Raw genomic sequence first — 22601 nt, 5'->3', positions numbered from 1 at the left:
CTGTCGGCGCATGTCTTCGGCTCCGCAGCGCACCGTCACGGTGCTTCGCGCGCGCCGACGTCTGGGCGACCGCCGACGCTAGGCGACCCTGCACGCTCCCGCTTGACGCGGTCGAGCGCGTGGTGTCGCCGCCGCCGGTCCCCGTCGCCGCGAAGGCGACGTCATCCCAGACAATAAGGTGGAAGTCATGCCCCTCTCCGTCGCCGTCTCCGGCGCATCCGGATACGCGGGAGGCGAGATCCTGCGCCTGCTCGCCGCTCACCCCGAGGTCGAGATCCGCACGGTCACCGCGCACTCCAACGCCGGTCAGCCCCTCATCGACCATCAACCGCACCTCCGCTCGCTGCGCCACCTCACGCTCCAGCCCTCGACCCCCGAGGTGCTCGCGGGGCACGACATCGTGTTCCTGGCCCTCCCGCACGGCCAGTCCGGTCAGTACACCGAGGCGCTCGCCGACACCGCCCTCGTCATCGACGCGGGCGCCGACCACCGGCTGACGTCGCCGGAGGACTGGGATGCCTTCTACGGCGGCGACTTCCACGAGGCCTGGACCTACGGGGTGCCCGAGCTGCTCGTCGGCGGCGTGAACGGCACCGGCAAGCAGCGCGAGAAGCTCGTCGGCGCCTCGCGCATCGCCGCCCCCGGGTGCAACGCCTCGACCGTCGCGCTGAGCCTCGCGCCCGGTGTCGCCGCCGGCGTCATCGACCCGAGCGACATCGTGAGCGTGCTCGCGGTCGGTCCCTCGGGTGCGGGCAAGAGCCTGAAGACGAACCTCCTCGCCGCCGAGATCCTCGGGTCGGCGAACCCCTACGCCATCGGCGGGACGCACCGCCACATCCCGGAGATCCGGCAGGCGCTGCGGGGAGCGGGCGCGGCAGGCGACATCCGCATCTCGTTCACCCCCGTCCTCGTGCCGATGTCGCGCGGCATCCTGGCCACCTCGACCGCTCCGATCGCGGAGGGCGCGTCCGACGCGCAGATCCGCGAGGCATGGGAGAGCGCCTACGCCGACGAGCCGTTCGTGCAGCTCCTCCCCGAAGGCTCCTTCCCGCGCACCGCCGACGTCACCGGTGCGAACACCGCTCTCATGGGTCTCGCGATCGACCGGGCCGCCGGCCGTGTGGTCGTTGTGACCGCGGTCGACAACCTCGCCAAGGGCACCGCCGGTGCCGCCATCCAGTCGATGAACATCGCCCTCGGTTTCGCCGAGACCACGGGCCTGAGCGTGAACGGAGTCGCCCCGTGAGCGTCACCGCCCCCCAGGGTTTCGAAGCCGCCGGTGTCGCCGCGGGTCTGAAGTCGACCGGAAAGCCCGACGTCGCCGTCGTCGTCAACCGCGGCCCCCTCAAGGTCGGTGCCGCGGTGTTCACCTCGAACCGCGCCAAGGCGAACCCGATCCTGTGGTCGCAGCAGGCGATCGCCGACGGTGTCGTCGAAGCCGTCGTCCTCAACTCCGGCGGAGCGAACTGCTTCACGGGCAGCTTCGGTTTCCAGACGACCCACCAGACCGCCGAGAAGGCGGGCGAGCTGCTGGATGTCAGCTCCGGCGACGTGCTCGTGTGCTCGACCGGTCTCATCGGAACAGGCGATGACGTGTTCCGCGCCAAGGTGCTCGATGGCACCACGGCGGCGATCGGCTCGCTCAGCGCCCATGGCGGCGAGGATGCCTCGCTCGCGATCATGACCACCGACTCGCGCCCCAAGCGCGCCGTCGTCTCGCGCGGCGGCTGGACCATCGGCGGTATGGCGAAGGGCGCGGGGATGCTCGCGCCGGGCCTCGCGACGATGCTCGTGGTCATCACCACCGACGCCGTTCTCGACGCGGCGCAGGCGGATGCCGCGTTGCGCTCCGCTACCCGCACGAGCTTCGACCGGCTCGACTCCGACGGGTGCATGTCGACCAACGACCAGGTGACGCTCATGGTCAGCGGCGCGTCGGGAGTCACGCCGGATGCCGCCGAGTTCGCCGCCGCGCTCGCCGAGCTCTGCGCCGACCTCGCCGAGCAGCTGCAGGGTGATGCCGAGGGCGCGAGCCACGACATCGCGATCGAGGTCGTCGGTGCGGCATCCGAAGAGGATGCTGTCGTCGTCGGACGATCGGTCGCCCGCAACAATCTCTTCAAGGCCGCGATCTTCGGCAACGATCCGAACTGGGGTCGGGTGCTCGCGGCGATCGGCACGACGGATGCCGCCTTCGACCCCTACGACGTCGACGTGTCGTTCAACGGTGTGCGGGTCTGCACCGCCGGCGGCCCCGACCGCCCGCGTGAAGAGGTCGACCTGACGCCCCGCGCGACGCACATCCTCATCGACCTGAAGTCGGGCGACGCGACGGCGACGATCCTCACGAACGACCTCACGCACGACTACGTCCACGAGAACAGCGCTTACTCCTCATGAACGACATCGACCTCCAGTACACGACCCCCGAAGAGGCGGCGGCCAAGGCGGGCGTCCTCATCGAGTCGCTGCCGTGGCTGCAGCGCTTCCGCGACCAGATCATCGTGATCAAGTACGGCGGCAACGCGATGGTTTCTGAGGAGTTGCAGGAGTCGTTCGCGCAGGACATCGCCTACCTCCGCTTCGTCGGGGTGAAGCCCGTCGTCGTGCACGGCGGTGGCCCGCAGATCTCGAAGATGCTCAACCGACTCTCGATCGAGAGCGAGTTCAAGGGCGGATACCGGGTGACGAGCACCGAGGCGATCGATGTCGTCCGCATGGTGCTCACGGGGCAGATCAACCCGCAGCTCGTCGCTCGCATCAACGCGTACGGTCCGTTCGCGACGGGCCTGTCGGGCGAGGATGCCGGTCTGTTCGGCGGTCGCCGTCGCGGCGTCGTGATCGACGGCACCGAGCACGACCTCGGGCACGTCGGGGATGTCGTCGAGGTCGACCCGCAGCCGGTGCACGACCAGCTCGACGCCGGCCGCATCCCGGTCATCTCCTCCATCGCGCCCGACCTCGACAACCCGGGTCATTCACTCAACGTCAACGCGGATGCCGCGGCCGCGGCCCTCGCGACGGCGCTGGGCGCGACGAAGCTCGTCGTCCTGACCGACGTCCCCGGTCTCTACGCCGACTGGCCCAATCGCGACTCGCTCGTCTCGCACCTGACGTCGACCGATCTGCGCGCGATGCTGCCGAAGCTCGAGTCGGGAATGATCCCGAAGATGCAGGCATGCCTCGACGCGGTCGACGGGGGAGTGGACACGGCGGCCATCATCGACGGACGCCAGCCCCACTCGGTGCTGGTCGAGGTCTTCACAGCACAGGGAATCGGCACGGAGGTGGTGGCGGGATGACGAACCCGACGATCCAGCAGACAGCGCCCACATGGGCGGATGACGTCGATCGCGACCTCGTGCGCAGCGCGGGTGCGCGCCTGGCGCTGCTCGAGCGCGGCGAGGGGGCATACGTCTGGGATGTCGACGGCAAGCGCTACCTCGACTTCCTCGCGGGCATCGCCGTCAACTCGCTCGGGCACGCTCACCCCGTGTTCGTCGAGGCGGTCTCCCGTCAGGCGGCCACCCTCTCGCACGTCTCGAACTACTTCGCGACGCCGCCGCAGCTCGAGCTCGCCGCGAAGCTCAAGCGCCTCGCGGGCACCGGCGAGGCCGGACGCGTCTACTTCGGCAACTCCGGCGCCGAGGCGAACGAGGCGGCATTCAAGCTCGCGCGTCTGCACGGCGGCGCCGAGCGCCCCCGCATCCTCGCGCTGAAGGACGCCTTCCACGGCCGCACGATGGGCACCCTCGCTCTGACCGGCAAGCCGCAGATGCAGCAGCCGTTCGAGCCGATGGTTCCCGGCGTCGAGAGCATCGACTCGACGGTCGAGGCCCTCGAAGCCGCGATGGACGATCGTGTCGCGGCCCTGTTCGTCGAGCCCATCAAGGGCGAGGCCGGGGTCATCCCGCTGCCCGAGGGCTACCTCGCGGCGGCGCGTGAGATCACGAAGCGCCACGGTGCGCTGCTGATCATCGACGAGATCCAGACCGGCGCCGGGCGCACCGGCGCGTGGTTCGCGTTCCAGCACGCCGGCATCGAGCCCGACGCCATCACCGTTGCCAAGGGCATCGGCGGCGGCTTCCCGATCGGCGCGCTCATCACGTTCGCGAGCGCCAGCGACCTGTTCTACCCGGGCACGCACGGCTCGACTTTCGGCGGAAACCCGCTGGGCACCGCCGTCGCCTCGGCCGTCCTCGGAGAGATCGAGAACGGCGGGCTCGTCGAAGCCGCCGCGACCCACGGCGAACGCCTGCGCCAGGTGCTCCAGACCATCGACTCGTCGCTCATCGAGGGCGTGCGCGGACAGGGCCTGCTGCTGGGCGTCGGGCTGCGGCATCCGGTCGCCGGCGCCGTCGTCGCGGCGGCGCAGGAGCACGGCCTGATCGTCAATGCGGCGAACGACCGCACCGTGCGGATCGCTCCGCCGCTCACCATCGGCGACGTCGAGATCGACGAGTTCGCCGAGCTGTTCACCGCCGCGCTGCGCACCGTCGAGTCGGCCCTGCTTCTCGAGAACACGACCACGGAGGAATCCGCATGACCCGCCACCTGCTCCGCGACGACGACCTGAGCCCGGCCGAGCAGGCCGAGGTCCTCGACCTCGCGCTGTCGCTGAAGAAGGACCGCTGGAAGCTCAAGCCCCTTCAGGGGCCGCAGACCGTCGCAGTCATCTTCGACAAGTCGTCGACCCGCACGCGCGTCTCGTTCGCCGTCGGCATCGCCGATCTCGGTGGCTCGCCGCTGATCATCTCGACGGCCAGCAGCCAGCTCGGCGGCAAGGAGACCCCGTCCGACACCGCGCGCGTGCTCGAGCGCCAGGTCGCCGCGATCGTCTGGCGCACATACGCGCAGGCGGGCCTCGAGGAGATGGCGCGCGGCACCCGCGTGCCGGTCGTCAACGCGCTGAGCGACGACTTCCACCCCTGCCAGCTGCTCGCCGACCTGCTGACCATCCGCGAGCACAAGGGCGACCTCGCCGGGCTCACGCTGTCGTTCTTCGGCGACGGGCAGTCGAACATGGGTCACTCGTACGTGCTCGCCGGCGTGACCGCGGGCATGCACGTGCGTGTCGCGTCGCCCGAAGGGTACGGCCCGCGCGAGGACGTCGTGGCCGACGCGCAGCGCATCGCGGCCCAGACGGGCGGATCGGTCACGATCCTCGTCGACCCGCTCGAGGCGGCATCCGGCGCCGACGTCATCGTGACCGACACGTGGGTGTCGATGGGCAAGGAGGAGGAGAAGATCGCACGCATCCGCGATCTGGGTGCGTACAAGGTGACGCAGCAGACGATGGATGCCGCCGCCGACGGCGCGATCTTCATGCACTGCCTGCCCGCCGACCGGGGCTACGAGGTCGACGCTGACGTCATCGACGGCTCGCAGAGCGTCGTGTGGGACGAGGCCGAGAACCGCCTGCACGCGCAGAAGGCGCTGCTGGTCTGGCTGCTGCGTCAGCAGTGACCGCGGCACGGTGAGGAGCGCCCGATGCCGGGGGTGAGGGAGATGCTGCGACGCCGCCCGCTGTTCGCGCCCTCGCGCATCGACGGCATCGACCTCGCTCGCGGCCTCGCGGTGATCGGCATGCTCGCGGCGCACCTGCTCGCCATCCCCGACTTCGACTGGACGATCCCCTCTTCGTACGAGGGCATCGTCCACGGGCGGTCGTCGATCCTGTTCGCGACGCTCGCGGGCGTCTCGATCGGACTCATCAGCGGCGGCCCGGTTCCGTTGCGCGGCCCACGACTCGAGACGGCTCGCCTGCGCCTGCTCGTGCGGGCCGGGGCGATCTGGGTGATCGGCGTGCTGCTGCTGTTCCTCGCGGTGCCGGTGTACGTCATCCTTCCCGCTTATGCGCTGCTGTTCGTGATCGCCGCCGCCGTGCTGCCGCTGCGGGCGCGCACGCTGCTCATCGCCGCCGCGGTGGTCGGGCTCGTCGCGCCGTTCCCGCAAGCGGCGATCGACGGTCTGTCGTTCTGGTCGACACCCGAGGGGGTCGACGTCTCGAACGCCGTCGGGTGGCATTACCCGTTCCTCACCTGGATCGCGTTCGTCCTCGCGGGCATGGGAGCAGCGCGCCTCGACCTGCGCTCGCGCGCGACGCCGTGGCTCCTCGCGCTCGCGGGGCTCGCCTTGACGGCTGTCGGGGCGGCGCTCGACATCGTCTGGGGCCGGTCCGAGGTCTTCGGACAGACCCCGTGGACCGGGGAGGCGCATTCGTCCGGACTGTTCGAGGTGATCGGATCCGGTGGGTTCGCCCTTCTCGTCATCGGCGTGTGCGTGCTGGTGTGCCGGACGCCCCTCACATGGGTCGCGCTGCCGCTCCGCGCCGTGGGGTCGATGCCGCTGACCGCCTACTCGGCGCAGATCGTCGTGTGGGCGCTCACGCGTCCCGCCGCCGAGCCGGGCGTCTTCGAGCTCGACTCCTACCGTGCTCTCGATCCGTTCTGGCCGATGACGCTCGGCATCATCGTCGGATGCACCGCCTGGGCGCTCGCCGTCGGACGCGGTCCCCTCGAAGCAGGCATCGACGCACTCGCCCGTCTGACGGTGCGCGGGCGCGTGGAGGCGCCGGGCGCATCGATGCCGCCCCGATAGGCTGGAGCGATGAGCGCAGACACGTCAGGCGGCACGAACTCCGGGGCTCTCTGGGGAGCCCGCTTCGCCTCGGGCCCCGCGCCCGAGCTGGCGCGCCTGAGCCGATCGACGCACTTCGACTGGGCGCTCGCCGGGTACGACATCGCCGGATCGCACGCTCACGCGAAGGCGCTCGCCGCCGCCGGCTACCTCACGCCCGACGAGGAGAGCCGCATGCACGCGGGGCTCGACTCGGTGCTCGCCGCCGTCCGCGACGGCTCGCTGCAGCCCGCCCCGGGCGACGAAGACGTGCACGGCGCGCTCGAGGCCGCCCTCATCGCGACCGTCGGACCGGAGCTCGGCGGCAAGCTGCGCGCCGGACGCAGCCGCAACGACCAGATCGCCACGCTCGTGCGGCTGTACCTGCTCGATCACGCCGAGGTCATCGCCCGCGACATCCTGCGGGTGATCGACGCCATCGTCGGCCAGGCCGAGACCCACTCCCGCGCGATCATGCCCGGCCGTACCCACCTGCAGCACGCGCAGCCGGTGCTGCTCGCCCACCACCTGCAGGCCCACGCCTGGCCGCTGCTGCGCGACCTCGAGCGCCTGCGCGACTGGTCGGCGCGCGCCCGGGTCTCGCCCTACGGCGGGGGAGCGCTCGCCGGCGCGACCCTCGGCCTCGGCCCGCAGCTCGTGGCCACGGAGCTCGGGCTCGACCGGCCCGCCGACAACTCGATCGACGGCACGTCGTCGCGGGATGTCGTGGCCGAGTTCGCCTTCATCGCCGCGATGATCGGCGTCGACATCTCGCGGTTCGCCGAAGACATCATCATCTGGAACACCCGCGAGTTCGGCTTCGTCACGCTCGACGACGGCTACTCGACCGGGTCGAGCATCATGCCGCAGAAGAAGAACCCCGACATCGCCGAGCTCGCCCGCGGCAAGGCCGGCCGCGTGATCGGCAACCTGTCGGGCCTGCTCGCAACGCTCAAGGCGCTGCCGCTCGCGTACAACCGCGATCTGCAGGAGGACAAGGAGCCGGTCTTCGACTCGATCGAGACGCTCGAGGTGGTTCTGCCCGCATTCGCCGGCATGGTCGCGACGCTTCGCTTCGACGTCGACCGGATGGCCGAGCTCGCGCCGCAGGGGTTCTCGCTCGCAACCGATGTCGCCGAGTGGCTCGTCAAGCGCGGTGTGCCGTTCCGCGAGGCGCACGAGATCTCGGGCTCGCTCGTGCGGCTCTGCGAGGAGCAGGGCATCGAGCTGCACGAGGCATCCGATGACGACCTCGTCTCGGTTTCGGAGCACCTGGCTCCCGAGGTCCGTGAGGTGCTCTCGCCCGAGGGCTCGGTTGCGAGCCGCGACGGCATCGGCGGAACCGCGCCGGTGCGGGTCGATGAGCAGCGAGCGGCACTCATCGCTCGGGCTCAGCAGGCCGTGCGCGTGTGGCAGCTCTAATATCAGCTTCAGACTGATATCTCGCCTTCATCAGCAGATCACTTATATCCGGCGAATATAAGTGATAATCTGATCGTTATGACTATCGCGGTGATCGCCGACATCGTCGGCTCCCGTCTGCTCGAGGATCGCGGCAGTACCCAGGCCCGGATCGAAGCCTCGATGGCCGAGGTCGATCGTGCGCTCCCTGTCGCCTCGTCGACGATGCGTGCCACGTTCGCCGACGAGTTCCAGGCGGTCTTCGACGAGCTGGATGACGCGCTGGCGTGGCTTCTGCTTCTTCAGCTCGCGCTGCCCGATGAGGCGTCGCTGCGATTCGGGCTCGGCGTCGGCGATGTCGGGTCGGTCGCATCCGAGAGCGCGGACATCTCCGACGGGCCGGGCTGGTGGCGCGCGCGCGAGGCGATCGAGCAGGTGCACGCGATGCAGGACCGCGCGGTTCCGCGCGCCCGCACCCGCATTGTCGGAGGGGAGGACGAGGATGTCGCCATGGCCGACCGCATCCGCTTCGCCAACGCCTACGCACTCGCCCGTGACGAACTCGTCGGAGCGATGTCGCAGCGCGCCCGGCGCCTGACCTACGGCCGCTGCCTCGGCCGCACCCAGGGCGCCCTCGCGAAGGAGGAGGGCATCACCCAGTCGGCTGTGTCGCAGCTGCTCGCGTCGTCCGGAGCTCCCGCGATCGTCGCCGGCTACGCGGCGCTGACGGAGCGCTCGTCGTGATCGGCGCGGGGCTCATCCTCCTCGGTGTCGGCGCGCTCGACCTCGCCCGCAAGCGGCTGTCGGGCGCGAAGCTCGGGATCGTGCTCGTGGTTCTCGGCGCCGCGCTGCTGCCCCTCGCCGCCTGGGCGGGCGCCGCGGCCTGGTGGTTCGCGGCCGTCGCGGTCGCAGCCGTATGGGCGGCGGTCACCTCGACGCGCGAGCCCACCCGGTGGGGACTGTGGCCCGCGGCGCTCCTGGCGGTCGTCGTGGCCGTGGCGGTCGCCCTCATCGGGGTGCGCGATGGCCAGGGGCCGCTCGAGAGGATCTGGCCGATCGACTCGCCGCTGGGCGTCGTGAGCCTCGACCTCGCCATCGCGCTGGCGGGCGCGTTGGTGTTCCTCGTCGAGTCGGGAAACGTCATCGTGCGGGCGTCGCTGCGGGGCGGTGTCGTGGCCGCCGAAGCGGCGAACGAGCTGAAGGGCGGGCGCATCATCGGCCCCCTCGAGCGCGTGCTCGTCTTCGCGCTCACCCTCACCGGAGCATTCACGCTGCTGGCCGCTGTGCTCGCGGCGAAGGGCATCGTCCGCTTCCCGGAGATCTCGCGCGACCACGACGGGGGAGACCGCGCCGAGTACTTCCTCGTCGGAAGCCTCGTCAGCTGGGTCGTCGCCCTCGGCGCGGCCTTCCTCATCTGGTGGGGCACCGCCGCCTGACCGTCCTTGACGAAGGCGGGCGGCGCGCCGCTCGCCTCGTGTCGTGGGTCCACACGCACGACGCCGCCGCAATGCGATCAGCCTGGGCGCGGGCTCGACGGGCGGCTCCTGTGCCGTCAACAGGCTCAACCCCAAGGGCTGGGCGGCGAAGACACCCGAGGCGCCGCTCAGCCTGTCGACGGGTGCTGGGGCTGGCTGCGGGATTCCGCGGGCATTGTCGCCAGTCTGCACGACGAGGCCTCGGGCTGACTCGTGTGCCGTCATCAGGCTGAGTCGTCGAGTCGGGGCGCCGAAGCCGCCCNCCGCCCGGCCCCGCCGTATCGGCGGGTGCGCCGCTGATAACCTGAAGCGCGTGTCTGATGAAGCCCTGACGACCGCCCCCGTGGCGCTCGATCCCGCGTTCGAGAACGTGTGGGACGAGCTGGTGTGGCGCGGTCTCGTGCATGTGTCCACCGACCAGGAAGCGCTGCGAGAGGCGCTCGGCGGAGACCCGCTCACGTATTACTGCGGCTTCGACCCGACGGCGGCATCCCTGCACCTCGGTCACCTCGTGCAGCTGCTGACGCTCCGCCGCCTGCAGCTGGCCGGTCACAAGCCGCTCGGTCTCGTCGGCGGCTCGACCGGCCTCATCGGCGACCCCCGTCCGACCGCCGAGCGCACGCTCAACTCGCGCGAGACCGTCGCCGAGTGGGTCGACCGGCTGCGCGGTCAGATCGAGAAGTACCTCAGCTTCGAGGGCGAGAACGCCGCCCGCATGGTGAACAACCTCGACTGGACGGCGCCGCTGTCGGCGATCGACTTCCTGCGCGAGATCGGCAAGCACTACCGCGTCGGCACGATGCTGAAGAAGGATGCCGTCGCCGCCCGCCTGAACTCGGATGCCGGCATCAGCTACACCGAGTTCAGCTACCAGATTCTGCAGGGGCTCGACTTCCTCGAGCTCTACCGCCAGTACGGCTGCACGTTGCAGACGGGCGGCTCGGACCAGTGGGGCAACCTCACCAGCGGCACCGACCTCATCCACCGCGTCGAGGGCACCTCGGTGCACGCGTTCGGCACGCCGCTGATCACCAACAGCGACGGCACGAAGTTCGGCAAGAGCGAAGGCAACGCCATCTGGATCGACGCCGAGCTCACGAGCCCGTACGCGTTCTACCAGTTCTGGCTCTCGACCGCGGATGCCGATGTCGTCGAACGCCTGAAGGTGTTCACGTTCCTCAGCAGCGCCGAGATCGCGGAGTACGAGCGCCTCGTCGCCGACGAGCCCTTCCGCCGTGCCGCGCAGAAGCGCCTGGCATTCGAGGTCACCGCAACGGTGCACGGAGTGGACGCGACGGCGAAGGTCATCGCGGCATCCGATGCGCTGTTCGGCCAGGGCGACCTGACCGCGCTCGACGCCGCCACGCTGCGCTCGGCTCTGCAGGAGCTTCCGCACGCCACCGCGTCGGCCGGCACCTCGGTCGTGCAGCTGCTCGTCGACACCGGGCTCGTCGGCAGCCTGTCGGAGGCCCGCCGGGCCATCGCGCAGGGCGGCGTCTCGATCAACGGTGCGAAGGTCGACGACGAGTCGGCCGTCGTCGTCGGGGATCTGCCGGGCGGCGTGGCCGTGCTGCGGCGGGGCAAGAAGACTCTCGCGGGCGTCTTCGTCGAGGACTGAACCGACCGGATGCCGTTCACCCCGAGCCACGCCGTCGTCGCGCTGGCGGTCGTTCGCACACCGCTCGTGCCGGCGGCCGTGGCTGTCGGGGCGATGGCTCCCGACCTGCCGTTGTTCGCGCGTGGGATCGGCATCAGCTACGCGCAGACGCACGCGTACCCGTGGCTGACGGTCGCGATCGCGGGTGTGCTGCTGCTCGCGTGGTGGCTGCTGCTGCGTCCCGCGGTCCGTGAGCTCGCGCCGGACTGGCTCGCCGGACGGCTGCCGTCGAGGTGGGATGCCACAGGCGGCGACGCGCTGCGAACGGTCGTGTCGGGAACGGGGCGCGGCCGGTCGGTTGCGGTCACGGTTCTGCTGGTCGTGGTGTCGCTGGTACTCGGCGTGCTGAGCCACATCGCCTGGGATGCCTTCACCCACGAGGGGCGCTGGGGCGTCGAGCTCGTCCCCGCGCTGGCCGAGCGCTGGGGGCCGTTCCACGGCTACCGGTGGTTCCAGTACGCATCGAGCGGGCTCGGCCTGCTGGGGCTCGCGGTGGCGGGGGCGTTCTGGCTGCGGAAGCGGTCCTCGGTTCCGGTGCGGCGGGTGCTCCGCGGTGCCGTGCGGGTGGTCTGGTGGGTGTCGCTGCCGGTCGTGCTCGTGGTGGCGTGGCTGATCGGCCTCGCCGCGTACGGCCCGTTGACGGCGCAGTGGACCGCTCAGCACCTCGCGTATCGCGTACTGCCGCCGGCGTGCGCGATCTGGGGAATGGTGACGCTCGTGCTGTGCGCCGTCGTGCAGGTGGCGCGCCGCCGCGTTGTGCTCTGAGCATCGCGGGGTTTCGGTCTTCGGCGGCCCGTGGTCGGGTGCCCGAGATGATGGTTCAGTCGACTCCGCGCAGCCGGTCGATCTCGCGGCGCTCGCGTTTCGTCGGTCGGCCGGCGCCGCGGTCGCGGACGGCGAGCATGGCCATCGGCTCGCGCGGGGGCGTGCGGTCTTCCAGCGCCGTTGCGGCGACGGGCGCACCGACGCGCTTGGTGAGCGTCTGCCGGACGACGAGGATGCGGTCGAAGCCCGCGATGCGCACCCGCAGCTCGTCGCCGGGCTTCACCGACTGCGACGCTTTCACCTTTTCGCCGTTGACCCGGACATGACCGGCGCGGCACGCCGTGGTCGCCGCTGACCGGGTCTTGTAGATGCGGACCGCCCACAGCCACGAGTCCACACGGACGGGGGCGTCGGATGCGGTCATGCGTTCCATTCTCGCCGAAGCGTCAGGGGTGCTCGCCGGTGCTGGTCTCGTTCGCGCCGGCCAGGTCAAGGGAGACGACGGCGACGTGCGGCTTCGGGCGGGCGACTTCGCGGAAGCCCGCGCTGAGGAACGTGGAGAGGGCGCCGTGGTACAGCTCGTTCGAGGTGACCTTACGACCCGCATTCGGGTCGACTGGGTACGCCTCGATCGCGCGTGCGCCGTTCTCGCGGGCGAAGGCGATCGCGGCATCGAGGAGCGCCGCATTGAGGCCCGAGCGGCGATGCTCCTTGCGCACCGCGAAGCAGCTCACGGCCCAGACATCCGCGTCGTCCCAGGGCTCTTCGGTCGTACCGGCGTAGGCGCGGGTCTTGCTCAGTCGGATCTGGCGAGTACGCGGACCGACGCGGACCCAGCCGGCGGCGTCGCCGTCGACGTAGGCGACGAGGCCGGGGGAGGGCGCGGCATCCACTTCGCTGCGGAAGGCCGCGGCACGGCCTTCGACGTCGGTGCGCTGGAAGTCGGCGTTGGTCATCGTCCACCATTGGCACTGACACTCTTGTCCGTCGCCGCCGCCGCTCATCGCGTGCTGGGCATCGCTGAAGCTGCCGGGCGTCACCGGCACGATCGTCGTCTCGCTCATGGCCAGACCGTACTGCCCGCCTCGGACACCGGGCAACGATCAGGGGGACGAAGCCGCGCAACGCGCCCGGGTGCGCCGGTTCGCGAGCTGGCTCAGGACCGGTTAGGATAGGGGAGTTGTCCGCGTGCGGACAGCGGACCGGGATGTGGCGCAGCTTGGTAGCGCACTTGACTGGGGGTCAAGGGGTCGCAGGTTCAAATCCTGTCATCCCGACAGAAAAGCCCTGGTGAGACAGTAAATCTCACCAGGGCTTAGTCGTGTCTGGGGCTCGTTCAGGTGGTCCCCATGTGGTCCCCTGGGAGTCGAGCCCAGCCGTCAGGCACCCCATAGGGGCGCCTCTGTCGGGTGGCCTGTGGGCGACGGGGACCAAAAGGGGACCAATCCCCTCTGGACTGGCCGCAATCGAGGGCCTCGGCGCCGGATGGCGGCGAGGTGGCCCAACGCATCTCCGGAGGTGCGCCCGTTCGTCCTTGCGTCGACGGGGGTGTCAGCAGCGTTCGACGTAGCCTGAACCTGTGGAGATCGATGAGGAGGAGTTGGGGCGCATCTCTGCGTTCTTTGAAGCGCGGATTCAGGAACCTGACCCGCAAGATCATGTACGTGTCGCCCGGGCCCGCCTGGAAGCGGTGGGCGAGCTTATTGACAGTGTGAAAGTGATCCCTGGAGGTCGTGCGTCAGCGGTTGATCACTGCTTCGAGGAAACGTTCCTCCCATCGGACATGGTGCGGACTCAACTCCGACTGGCACAGCACTACATCGGATCTGCCTGCGACGGTCGTACCCCGGCTCTGACGTCGTTCGTTGTGCTGAGAGTCGCGATCGAGTGCATAGCGACAGCACATTGGCTCATCGCGGACCCGTCTCATCGTGTCCGGGTTGAGCGATTCCTCAAGCGGATGTGGTGGGACACCCAGAGCGCTGTTGACATGGCGGTCGTTGCTAACGCAAATCCGGATCTCAGCGCGGTGTATGACCTTGAAGAGACGATCCACGAGATCGCGGAGCCGATCAAGGGGCTTGACCCGGAGAAGGTGACGACGTCGAAGAGGGTGGCGTTGAGCGGCATCGTTCGGGAAGCAAGCCGCGCTGTGCGACCGAGCTATCCCACTTTGATGGAGTCGTGCTGGATGGCTTGCGCGGGCGTGTCCCACGGAAACGTCCCGATCTCAGCGGGCATCGGGGTTGGCCCGCATTCGGTGCGGAATCCTTCGGAGCATCCGATCAGTATGAGCGTCTACGCGAACTTCCTTGAGATGGCCGTCACCGATCTGGAAACCACAGTCGCGTTCTTCCTGCGGTACGCAACCGAGGAGCATCAGAACCAGCGCCCCATGGTTTGACGGCCGCCGACCACGATGAGGTTAGGCCGGTGAGAGAGTGACGCGCTGGCGGCCACCGAGGTGCCTTCCGAGTCATACGGGGCATGCCCTTCGAACGGCATAACACTCAGTAAGACCACCCACTGATCGGCGGCACCCCACTCTGCCTGGTGGAACCGGGCGCCCAGAACGTCTCTCTGAAGGCTCGCCTACCGACCGCGCAACGGCGAACTGGCACTGCGGAACGCGCCACAATGGTTGATCCGACCTACAGGCGTTGGTTCCGCTTGACTCCGGCTCTCCGGATTCTCAGGTGACGTCGTCGGCCCAGGACGCGGCGCTGTGGACACCGATGCGTATCGCATGTTCCGCGAGGTTTCGAAGTTCCAGATCAGTGACGCCGCTCTCCTTGAGCAGGCCTGCGACTGATTGCAATTCGTGAGCGATGTGCCAATCAGATTGGCTCACCAGTGCGAGGCGACGGGTGAGGATCTGGGCAATCTTGTCCGGATGCGTGCGAACGATCTCGGCCGGCAGGTCGTCAAACGTGGAGTGCTCCCCGAGCGGTCCCGGCGCTAAGTCCGTGACTTCGAGTGTCTCCAAGGTGATGCCGCTGGGCGTGCGGAGCGCCATGTCGCCCCACGCTGTGCGTTCCTGCGCGGGAATCATGCTGATCGGTTGAGAGAGGCGAACTCGGACGCTTTTGGCAAGCCACGCAGTCCAAGCGTTCGTCGACTCCGCTTCGTCGATGTCGTGGAGCACATCGGCCATCGCACTGATGAAGCCACAAACTTGCGCAGGCTCGGTGAGGCTGGCGCGTCGACAACGTCCGCTGCCCCCGATCGGATGCAGATTGACGCCATCATTCACCAGTACTGGCGCTCAAGACCGTGCTCGGAGCCCAGGCCAGCGATCAGATCATGGGCCGAAGTCAGCTGATGCTAGAAGCCGGCCTCCAGCATCGCATCGTTGGCTCGGGGGTGGTGGAGGTAGCTCTTCCAGGCTTGGGTCGCTCTTTCGCCTGTCGTGGCCTCGAACAATGGAAAGAGGTGCTCGCGTGCAAACGTGGGATCAGCACCGAATAGGAAGTATGTGTCCGCGGCGGTGATCGCCAAACTCGCGCGAGTTGCGTAGTCAGCGGGATCCAGCAGCCTCGCCGCGGCTTCCTTGTCGGCCGTGGAAAGCCCTCGCCAATCGTTCCCCTCGGCTGTCCACAGCAGGCGCACACGGTTGACCCAATATTGTGCGAGAACTCCGGGCCACGTGTTGAGTCCGAGCATCAGCCAATCTTGGGAGTCGCGTTCCTCCAATTCCGGAGCGTGTGTGTCCCATACAGCGCTTGCCGGCTCATCGAGCCGAGCCAGCACTGACTCCGAGGGCTCGGGTGCACCACTCTCCACAGCCGAGAGAGAGATCGCTCATCGAACGGGCGAGTCGCGCATCCGCGACGAGGGCTAGCAGCGATGCGAGCGCCGGTTCGATCTGCTGGTCCGTGAGCTTGGCATTGCCGAGCCCAGTGATGACTGAAGACCTGAAGTCGCTTTTTCGCACAGGGTTCTCCGAGACGATCGGCTCTCCGAGGAGTGCCAGACCAGTGTCCGGCCGGCTCTCGATCGCCTGCTGCACGACGGCGCACGCACCCTGCCAGGTCGGCCCATCCAGCGCGTCTTCGGCGTATGACTGATTGACTGCCAGCGCGAAGGCGCCCGAGGGACCGTGGTCGTCGAATGCTCCAACAAACTCGTCGGTGGAGAACGGTGCTGCCTCCTCGACCCAGCCACCCGAGTCCATCCAATAGTCGGGATGCGGGCGCACTCCGATGGTCGGTCGATGATCTCGGATCGCAGCGACCGCGCGTTCAAGGTCGTCCCATCCGCTGACGTAGCGTGTGAGCCACTCGATGATGTCGAAGATGCATCTTTCGTGGCGTTGCTCTTCGCGCTCGGGATCGAGGTCAAATGGCGGAGGACCTTTGAGGACACGTCCGAGGGGCAGCTTCCGATCGCGATCCTCCAGATTCGGCGCGATCCTTGCGAGGAGCCGAAAGACCTCGTGCTTACTATGACTGTCGTAAAGATGCGGTCCTGCAAGCAGCATCACGAGCCTGTCATGGGCTCTCATGGTTGGATGCTCGGTGACAAGGTGAAGACACTCACGGGCCCCAACAGCGGTGCTCGCTTATGTCTATCGGGGTGAGCGTGCGTAGATCCGTACCACGTCTTCTGGCGAGAATGACGACCGTCGGCGCACGACGCTCGACCAGAACACGCCTCGCCGCCGGTCGCAGCTTGGCTGACTATGCTGCGACCTCAATCAGCGCGTTGGAGGATCCCTAACCGCACGACGGGCGAAAGGGAACCCTCGAGTGCGCGCTCCCGGCACATTCACTTTTGCGAGCTTCACGCGCCGGTTCGCGCTTGCGGCGACGGCATCCCGACACGGTTCGATGTCGTAGCGTAGGTGCATTATGAAGGTGTGACCGAAACTCTGCTAGACGAGCATCAGGACTGGACGGGCCAGTGGTGGCGACCCGAGGATCCCGACAACAAGGTGCCTGGGGTGCTGACCTACTCGCCGGACAAGGGTCTACGGCTTCGGCTCATCGGCGGCTGGCGATACAACGTAACGCGCCCGGGTGAGAACGGCTCCACTATCGTCACCGACGAGCTTCAGCACTGGCCAGTGGTCGTCGGCATCGGTGACGGCAAGTTCATCACCTTGTTGAGCGTCCACGTCACAACTGCGCGTTCGTTCAGCCTTGGCGGGATGTTCGGGACGCCTGACAAGCTGGAGTTGAGGGCACACACCGCGCTGGTGGGCGTGCATATGGACGATCCGGACGAACGAGCGTTTACGGCTGCTTCCGCACACGTCGAGGACATGACCGTCTGGTCGCGCAGAACTGGCATCCAGGAGACACATTATTTCGGGCCAGAACGCGACCTCAGTGGCGCGATCGAGTTGAAGCACCTGGAAGCTCTCACGGCCAATTCGGGCCCGCTGACAGTCAAGCTCAGCCACTATGCGTGGCATCCGTATTCTGAGCAGACCCGGTCCCAAACCCTGACGCGCGTGCGCGAACATCAGGTCATCAGATTCGAGCGCGAGGAGCCGCAGTCCTTCGAGTACTGGCTCGATCTGCTCGGAGGCATGGCAGACCTGTTGTCCCTCTCAACGCTCCGTGCGTGCGGGATCATCAGTATGCGCGTGTTCCTGCCGCCGACTCCTGACGATTGGCCCGACGATCATCCGATGCGGGACCAGCCGCATGAGATCACCGTGTATCAGGTGCGGGTAGTCAAGCCCAAGCCGGATGCGAAGGCTCTCGATCTGCGCAACTACGTCCTGACGCTTGATGACCTTCCCTTCGAGGAGCTCCTTCCTCGTTGGCTAGATGTCCGCGACAGGTTCGCTGCCGCGCGCAGCATGATTCTCGGTTTGCGGTATGTGCGGAGCGGCTACATCGAGACGAGAGTTGTTACGGCTGTTGCCGCCGCGGAGTCGTTCCATCGTGCGCTCGACCCGGCCCCGCCGATTCCTCCGGAAGAGTTCAAGTCACTGCGCAAAGCTCTACTGGAAGCGGCGCCAGCTGACCGCAAGGCGTGGCTCTCGGACCGTCTCACCGAGCATTCAAATGTCCCCACTCTCAAGCAGCGGCTCCTCGATCTTGTGGGCCGAGTCGGCGAAGCTGGCGTCCGCCTCGTGCATGAACCTGAGGTGTGGGCCAAAGCGGCGAAAGATGCGCGCAACAATCTCGCGCACGTCGGAACCGCCGATAACGATCTGAACCACCTTCATGCTCTCGCTGAGGTCACCGCAGGCTTGGTGATCCTGAACCTGCTTCACGAATTGGGTGTGCCGCAGGATCGGCTCCGAAACGCTGTGGATGAGCACCCCGATCTTTCGCACGCCGCCAAGCTCGCACGACGAGTCCTTTGCGATGACGACTCGATCGTCATGCAGATCGCAGCCGTTGGCGTAACCGTGGTTGACGATAGGCAAGCGTCTCGCCGTCCAGAAGATGAGCAGGGCGGCACGGCGGCCGAAGATCCGTCGACCTCAGGCTAGGTCTATACAGCTGAAGCCTTTCTGCCGGGCGGACCTGGCCTGTCATCCCGGCTGATGCGTCCAGCTAGACCGGCCGCGACGATCAGCTCGCAGCCGCCCCCGCACGGCATCGCCGTAGGACATGTCGGGCCAGCTATAGGCTCGCAGCATCCGGCGCCGGTTCAGGTGCTGGGCGTCGCGTCGACATCGACTGTCGAACACGACACATGAGATCGTATCTTCCACGTGAACTTGGAGGCTGGCATGGGTCGGAGTAAGACGAGAAAACCGAAGCGCGCTCAAGCAAAGCCGGCGGCACCCGAACCCGACGAACTTGCTCGAATCTATTGTCGGTTCGACCCCGACCAACTGTGGGCCACATTTTTTGCGGCAGCTTCGTCCCCGTCCGCGCGTCACCGGGCCGTATCAATCGGTGTGGCGCTCGCCGCCAGCCTCCGCGCGAGTTCCGTTTCCAACGAGCGTTCAAGAGAGCCTCTCCCTGACGTACAGGAGTTGGTTGACACGGCGGCTGAGTCCAAGGGCATCGGTGTCATGCACGAGGACTACATCTCGACCGACCCCACCAATGTCGCGACCGTCCGAGTCGATGACGAACTGCTGCGCTATGTGCCTGGTCTGATCGAGAGGCCGATAGCCGACCTCTCCCGGGCTCTGCGACTTGCCGACGCGGTGGACGACCGACTTGTGCGGCGGCACAAGTTTGGCATCGCCAATGTTGTCCGAGTAGCGCTCAGGTACGTGGACTACTGCCTGAACACTCTGCTGCCGGAGTGGCAACCAGCTCCGGACATCGAACTCGGCGACGAAATCGAACTTCCAGTCAACGAGCTGGACGCCGCCGGCAAGCTCGTTTCCGCTGACCCGCTCGAGTCGCTCCAACTAGGCCAAGCGGATCTGCTTGCGCTTGAATGGATGACCTCACCGGCAATCTCGGCAAAGTACGAGCACGATAGTCCGACGAGTCCCTTCGGGCGGACTCTGCGTTATCGCCTCTCAACAGCTAACCCGCATTATCGATGGCTGCCACCGACCTATGTCCCCGAAGTGCTTGCTCACGCGGTCGCGGAACTTGTCGATGGCCTTGAACGTGATAACCACGCTAGGCGAGCGCTCCGGGCTTCCTGCATCGATGCGATCCGCGGCGCACTCTGGCGGTTCTCGAATACCTTGATCGAGGCGCCGCCCAAAGCACCCGATGAGACGCCTCCACTGACAGGGAACGAAATCCAGTGGCTCGTTCCGGTCGACGGGCCAAACTTCATCGCGGTATCGATCCTCTTCACAGAAGACCTGCCTAGAACAGGGTCGTCGTCGCCAGCGTGCGTAACGCTGGCAGACCGCGTCCGGGACCGTGACCCGTCCGACGGCCCGATCTCGGCACAGATCGCTGGTGGCGGCACCATCAAGTTGCTCCCCGGCGCAAGCGTTGTTCCGCTTGTCATCGTCGCCGGCACATCCCATCTGATGGCACCTCAGGTGCCTGGCCAAGCAGCGCTCGCGCTGGAAGACCTCACCTGGATTGCGGAGACGGCAACGGCAGACGACGATCTGTATCGGTTCGCCCGTGACCTGAGTTCACCAGAGTTTCCATCCAGCTTCGGCTGGGAAGCGATCAACTACTGGGAACCATGGAGGACGAACGACAAGACCTTCTTCAAAGGCGGGATCAGTCCAACACACATGTACTTCGAGGCACACGCAGGAGAAGCCGAGTGGGAGCGTGCGGTAGCTCTCTCGCGCTTAGAAGTCGCGCTTCATGGAACAGGGCTGCCGCCACTGCGGCACGCGGAGATGGCCGAAATCTCATCCGGCAATGTCGCGTCCGTATCGTTTGTTGGCTCTGAGAGCGAATACGACTATCGACGGGGAACCCACCGTGCCCCCGATCGAATCGGCTGGTCTCTGCCTCTCATCACGCCTCCGATCGCAATCGTCAGGTCCGACCCGGACTGGACCGACGACCAGGAGTATCGGTTCCTGTTTGACGTCTGTGGAGGCCTCGTCTTCGCCTTCGACGCAATCGGTGAGTCGTGGCGGCACGCCCACGAAGACCTCGCAACTCCCGGATACCGGCTCTGGCTTCGGACGGTTGAACGAGGCGATGAAGTGGTCGAGTTCTCATCTTCCCGGACTCGAACGGAAGGTGCTCCGCGGGTGGCGCTCTGGAGTTTCGACCTGGAGGAGTTCGTGCAGGAGGCGGACGGCAAACCCTTCGCAGCCAATGCGCTTACAGCCAACGCCCTCGAACAGCTTCTTGCCTACGGCGGCGTCAATGACAGCGTTGCGCAAGAGATCGGACGCGAATGGCTCACTTGCCGACCATTCCTGATACTCGAGACGAAGACCGCGCGAACCAAACTCAACCATCTGCCGAGGCCCTGGCAGCTGAGCCCGTCTGACGAATCAGCGGCAACTGCGTCCTTCGCCCGTCGCTTGCACGCAACGGGCATACAACCCGGCGAGTACCACGGGGTCGAAGCCAATGCGCTAGTCCGAACCCATCTCGCGCCCGCAGCTCTGGAACAGCTCAACGATCGAATCACATCACACAACACCGATGCGATCGTCGCCACGGGAATGGAGCAACTCAATCGTGTCTATGACCACCTCCAGGAAGCGCAAGGAAACCTGACGCGCGTCGCCCAGAATCTGAGCACGGAGTGGGATCCAGTGGCGCGCATGGCCGAGCTCGCTAGTGAAACGCTGGAACTAAGGCAGTGCAACGAGATCATCGTCGAAGCCGCATTGAGACTGGGCCCGGATGCTAATGGGCAACAGCCTGTTACGGCTCAGAGCTGGAGTGCGCTCCTGGCTGCCGCAGATGCGTACCGCACAATGACGACGTTGAGCGAGCGGCTGCATCACCGGGTTGCTCCCACGATCATCGATATCAGTTCTGCATACGAGCTCACATTCAAAGACGAAGAGCACGTGACTGATGATTCATGGGCGCTGGAAGGAGGATCTCTCAACACGGCGGCAGCCACTATCCGCCTCGGTCCGGTACTCGATGACGACGAGGCAGGCGCAGGAGGACTTGAGGACGCCGTTGACCCAGCGATGCTGGAATCCTTCGGCGCGTCCACGTCCGATCTCTTCATAGTCTTGATGGCGCTCGCTCAATGGGATTCATTCAACGACGGCAGAAGCATCGCATTTGCCTCAGAGGACGAGGCTCTCGGCTGGGTCTTTGAAGCAGCCGGTGATCTCGATGAAGAACAGCGGTTGCGTCTCCGGAACGCGTTTCAAATGCTCACGGTGTCCTCAGACATACTGCGATCCAGCAGTTGGGAGCCGTGGCAAACACGAACCCGCAGACATCGTCTACTCGTGCAACCGCTTGTAAGGCGTCCAGATGACACCATCCTGATCGCTCCGCAGTATCTCCTGACAACCCTGAGCGTTTACAACAATCACCTGACGCAGGGCGTTCTTCCCTGGACGGGCGAGGTGCCTGACAAGGTGTCCAAGGCTCTTGCTGAGAGACGATCGGGGAGGAACAAGGCGTTCGAGCGAACACTTGAGCGGCAGCTTCAAGAAGTTGGGTTCAAGACCATCGCGCGCGTCAAGCCTGGCGACCACGCTCGTCTGGGCGTCCCGGAGCTGACGACAGAAGTAGACCTCGTTTGCGGGCGTAGCGGCGATCCGAACATCTGGCTGATCGAGGCGAAAGATCCCGCCTCCGTTTACGGCTTCGCAGAGACTGCGCGCCAGCTGCGAACCTTCTACAGCGACTCGGAGAACAAAGGCAGGGTCAAGCCTTGCTACGCCACACAGCTCGCGCGCAAGGAGATAGAGCTGAAGCCCTACGTTGAAGACATAGCCAAGAAGCTCGGCCTGGAGCCATTGCCGGACCACGGCGCCCACGTGCTTCAAACACGCTTCGTTACTCGCCACCTGACGCCAGCCGGCTACTGGGTCTCGCGCCCGTACGAGGTGCTCACGACCTCGCAGTTCCTTGTTGCGCTTGGTGAAGGCGGCGAGGCCATCGCGCAGGATGAGAGAGACCTGGCGTGAAGTGGACCAATCAGGTGACCAACAGTCTGCAAAGCCTGCAAAACGTGACGCGCAGAGCACGCTCCTGAAAGACAAAACCCCAGGTCAGGTGGGCTATGAGTACTACTTCTGCCACCTGGGGTCAAGGGGTCGCAGGTTCAAATCCTGTCATCCCGACGGTCTGAAGCCCTGATGAGGATCAAATCTCATCAGGGCTTCGTTATGTCAGGGAACGATC

The 22601-nt window shown here is 66.7% G+C and carries 19 protein-coding genes and 1 tRNA gene; 15 read left to right on the top strand and 5 right to left on the bottom strand.

From position 1 onward, the window contains the following. Nucleotides 1–187 precede the first annotated feature (187 nt). From argC to CI089_RS13420, 11 genes are all read left to right on the top strand, one after another. Nucleotides 188–1246: an N-acetyl-gamma-glutamyl-phosphate reductase gene (argC, locus tag CI089_RS13470; protein WP_094261991.1), complete on the top strand. Its 1059-nt coding sequence runs from the start codon at nt 188–190 to the stop codon at nt 1244–1246. Beyond that, on the top strand, nt 1243–2400 hold the full coding sequence (gene argJ / locus CI089_RS13465) for a bifunctional glutamate N-acetyltransferase/amino-acid acetyltransferase ArgJ (RefSeq protein ID WP_094261990.1): 1158 nt from the start codon (nt 1243–1245) through the stop codon (nt 2398–2400). The genes argC and argJ overlap by 4 nt, the downstream gene beginning before the upstream one ends. Then, nucleotides 2397–3302, top strand: a complete 906-nt coding sequence (argB, locus tag CI089_RS13460; RefSeq protein ID WP_094261989.1) for an acetylglutamate kinase — start codon at nt 2397–2399, stop codon at nt 3300–3302. Before argJ ends, argB begins: the two co-directional genes overlap by 4 nt. Next, complete coding sequence (locus tag CI089_RS13455) at nt 3299–4546, top strand: acetylornithine transaminase (protein ID WP_094261988.1); 1248 nt, start codon at nt 3299–3301, stop codon at nt 4544–4546. The genes argB and CI089_RS13455 overlap by 4 nt, the downstream gene beginning before the upstream one ends. Beyond that, entirely contained in the window at nt 4543–5466 is a 924-nt protein-coding gene (gene argF, locus CI089_RS13450) for an ornithine carbamoyltransferase (RefSeq protein ID WP_094261987.1), read from the top strand. The genes CI089_RS13455 and argF overlap by 4 nt, the downstream gene beginning before the upstream one ends. A 24-nt stretch (nt 5467–5490) precedes the next feature. Next, a complete protein-coding gene (locus CI089_RS13445) occupies nt 5491–6600 on the top strand; it encodes a DUF1624 domain-containing protein (RefSeq protein ID WP_256977980.1) in 1110 nt (369 codons plus the stop codon). A 9-nt stretch (nt 6601–6609) separates the two neighbouring features. Then, nucleotides 6610–8040, top strand: coding sequence for an argininosuccinate lyase (gene argH, locus CI089_RS13440; RefSeq protein WP_094261985.1), 1431 nt, complete (start codon nt 6610–6612; stop codon nt 8038–8040). Between the two features lie 78 nt (nt 8041–8118). After that, nucleotides 8119–8763: a SatD family protein gene (locus tag CI089_RS13435; protein ID WP_094261984.1), complete on the top strand. Its 645-nt coding sequence runs from the start codon at nt 8119–8121 to the stop codon at nt 8761–8763. Next, nucleotides 8760–9455 (top strand): hypothetical protein, encoded by a 696-nt coding sequence (locus CI089_RS13430; RefSeq protein ID WP_094261983.1) that lies wholly within the window; start codon nt 8760–8762, stop codon nt 9453–9455. Before CI089_RS13435 ends, CI089_RS13430 begins: the two co-directional genes overlap by 4 nt. A 352-nt stretch (nt 9456–9807) precedes the next feature. Further along, nucleotides 9808–11112, top strand: a complete 1305-nt coding sequence (gene tyrS / locus CI089_RS13425; RefSeq protein ID WP_094261982.1) for a tyrosine--tRNA ligase — start codon at nt 9808–9810, stop codon at nt 11110–11112. Between the two features lie 9 nt (nt 11113–11121). After that, on the top strand, nt 11122–11916 hold the full coding sequence (locus CI089_RS13420; protein WP_094261981.1) for a DUF4184 family protein: 795 nt from the start codon (nt 11122–11124) through the stop codon (nt 11914–11916). Nucleotides 11917–11971: 55 nt separating this feature from the next. On the opposite strand, the gene CI089_RS13415 is transcribed toward CI089_RS13420, so the two are convergent. Together CI089_RS13415 and CI089_RS13410 are read right to left on the bottom strand one after the other, a co-directional pair. Continuing rightward, complete coding sequence (locus tag CI089_RS13415; RefSeq protein WP_023951692.1) at nt 11972–12340, bottom strand: RNA-binding S4 domain-containing protein; 369 nt, start codon at nt 12338–12340, stop codon at nt 11972–11974. A 22-nt stretch (nt 12341–12362) separates the two neighbouring features. Continuing rightward, complete coding sequence (locus CI089_RS13410; protein ID WP_094261980.1) at nt 12363–12980, bottom strand: GNAT family N-acetyltransferase; 618 nt, start codon at nt 12978–12980, stop codon at nt 12363–12365. A 139-nt stretch (nt 12981–13119) separates the two neighbouring features. Here CI089_RS13410 and CI089_RS13405 point away from each other — a divergent pair. Further along, nucleotides 13120–13193, top strand: a tRNA-Pro gene (locus CI089_RS13405). A 302-nt stretch (nt 13194–13495) separates the two neighbouring features. Beyond that, a complete protein-coding gene (locus CI089_RS13400; protein ID WP_094261979.1) occupies nt 13496–14320 on the top strand; it encodes a hypothetical protein in 825 nt (274 codons plus the stop codon). 288 nt (nt 14321–14608) lie between these two features. On the opposite strand, the gene CI089_RS13395 is transcribed toward CI089_RS13400, so the two are convergent. The 3 genes from CI089_RS13395 to CI089_RS16295 form a co-directional block, all read right to left on the bottom strand. After that, complete coding sequence (locus CI089_RS13395) at nt 14609–15169, bottom strand: hypothetical protein (RefSeq protein WP_143739007.1); 561 nt, start codon at nt 15167–15169, stop codon at nt 14609–14611. 71 nt (nt 15170–15240) lie between these two features. Further along, nucleotides 15241–15579 carry a hypothetical protein gene (locus tag CI089_RS13390; protein WP_094261977.1) on the bottom strand — a complete coding sequence of 113 codons (339 nt, stop codon included), beginning with the start codon at nt 15577–15579 and terminating at the stop codon, nt 15241–15243. 67 nt (nt 15580–15646) lie between these two features. After that, nucleotides 15647–16420 (bottom strand): hypothetical protein, encoded by a 774-nt coding sequence (locus CI089_RS16295; protein ID WP_143739005.1) that lies wholly within the window; start codon nt 16418–16420, stop codon nt 15647–15649. 354 nt (nt 16421–16774) lie between these two features. Here CI089_RS16295 and CI089_RS13375 point away from each other — a divergent pair, with 354 nt between their 5' ends. Together CI089_RS13375 and CI089_RS16290 are read left to right on the top strand one after the other, a co-directional pair. Beyond that, nucleotides 16775–18367, top strand: a complete 1593-nt coding sequence (locus tag CI089_RS13375) for a HEPN domain-containing protein (RefSeq protein WP_094261974.1) — start codon at nt 16775–16777, stop codon at nt 18365–18367. Between the two features lie 531 nt (nt 18368–18898). Then, nucleotides 18899–22384, top strand: a complete 3486-nt coding sequence (locus tag CI089_RS16290) for a hypothetical protein (RefSeq protein WP_143739003.1) — start codon at nt 18899–18901, stop codon at nt 22382–22384. The last annotated feature ends 217 nt before the right edge of the window (nt 22385–22601 follow it).

Source organism: Microbacterium sp. Yaish 1 (assembly GCF_002245215.1).
Classification (GTDB): Bacteria; Actinomycetota; Actinomycetes; order Actinomycetales; family Microbacteriaceae; genus Microbacterium.
This window is presented reverse-complemented; position numbering and strand designations above follow the sequence as displayed.

Excerpts from the sequence above, each read along its gene's own strand:
- argC (WP_094261991.1), top strand. The coding sequence starts at position 188 with ATGCCCCTCTCCGTCGCCGTCTCCGGCGCATCCGGATACGCGGGAGGC.
- argB (WP_094261989.1), top strand. The coding sequence starts at position 2,397 with ATGAACGACATCGACCTCCAGTACACGACCCCCGAAGAGGCGGCGGCC.
- CI089_RS13455 (WP_094261988.1), top strand. The coding sequence starts at position 3,299 with ATGACGAACCCGACGATCCAGCAGACAGCGCCCACATGGGCGGATGAC.
- argF (WP_094261987.1), top strand. The coding sequence starts at position 4,543 with ATGACCCGCCACCTGCTCCGCGACGACGACCTGAGCCCGGCCGAGCAG.
- CI089_RS13445 (WP_256977980.1), top strand. The coding sequence starts at position 5,491 with ATGCCGGGGGTGAGGGAGATGCTGCGACGCCGCCCGCTGTTCGCGCCC.
- argH (WP_094261985.1), top strand. The coding sequence starts at position 6,610 with ATGAGCGCAGACACGTCAGGCGGCACGAACTCCGGGGCTCTCTGGGGA.
- CI089_RS13435 (WP_094261984.1), top strand. The coding sequence starts at position 8,119 with ATGACTATCGCGGTGATCGCCGACATCGTCGGCTCCCGTCTGCTCGAG.
- CI089_RS13420 (WP_094261981.1), top strand. The coding sequence starts at position 11,122 with ATGCCGTTCACCCCGAGCCACGCCGTCGTCGCGCTGGCGGTCGTTCGC.
- CI089_RS13415 (WP_023951692.1), bottom strand. The coding sequence starts at position 12,340 with ATGACCGCATCCGACGCCCCCGTCCGTGTGGACTCGTGGCTGTGGGCG.
- CI089_RS13410 (WP_094261980.1), bottom strand. The coding sequence starts at position 12,980 with ATGAGCGAGACGACGATCGTGCCGGTGACGCCCGGCAGCTTCAGCGAT.
- CI089_RS13390 (WP_094261977.1), bottom strand. The coding sequence starts at position 15,579 with ATGCTCGGACTCAACACGTGGCCCGGAGTTCTCGCACAATATTGGGTC.
- CI089_RS16295 (WP_143739005.1), bottom strand. The coding sequence starts at position 16,420 with ATGAGAGCCCATGACAGGCTCGTGATGCTGCTTGCAGGACCGCATCTT.
- CI089_RS16290 (WP_143739003.1), top strand. The coding sequence starts at position 18,899 with ATGCACGAGGACTACATCTCGACCGACCCCACCAATGTCGCGACCGTC.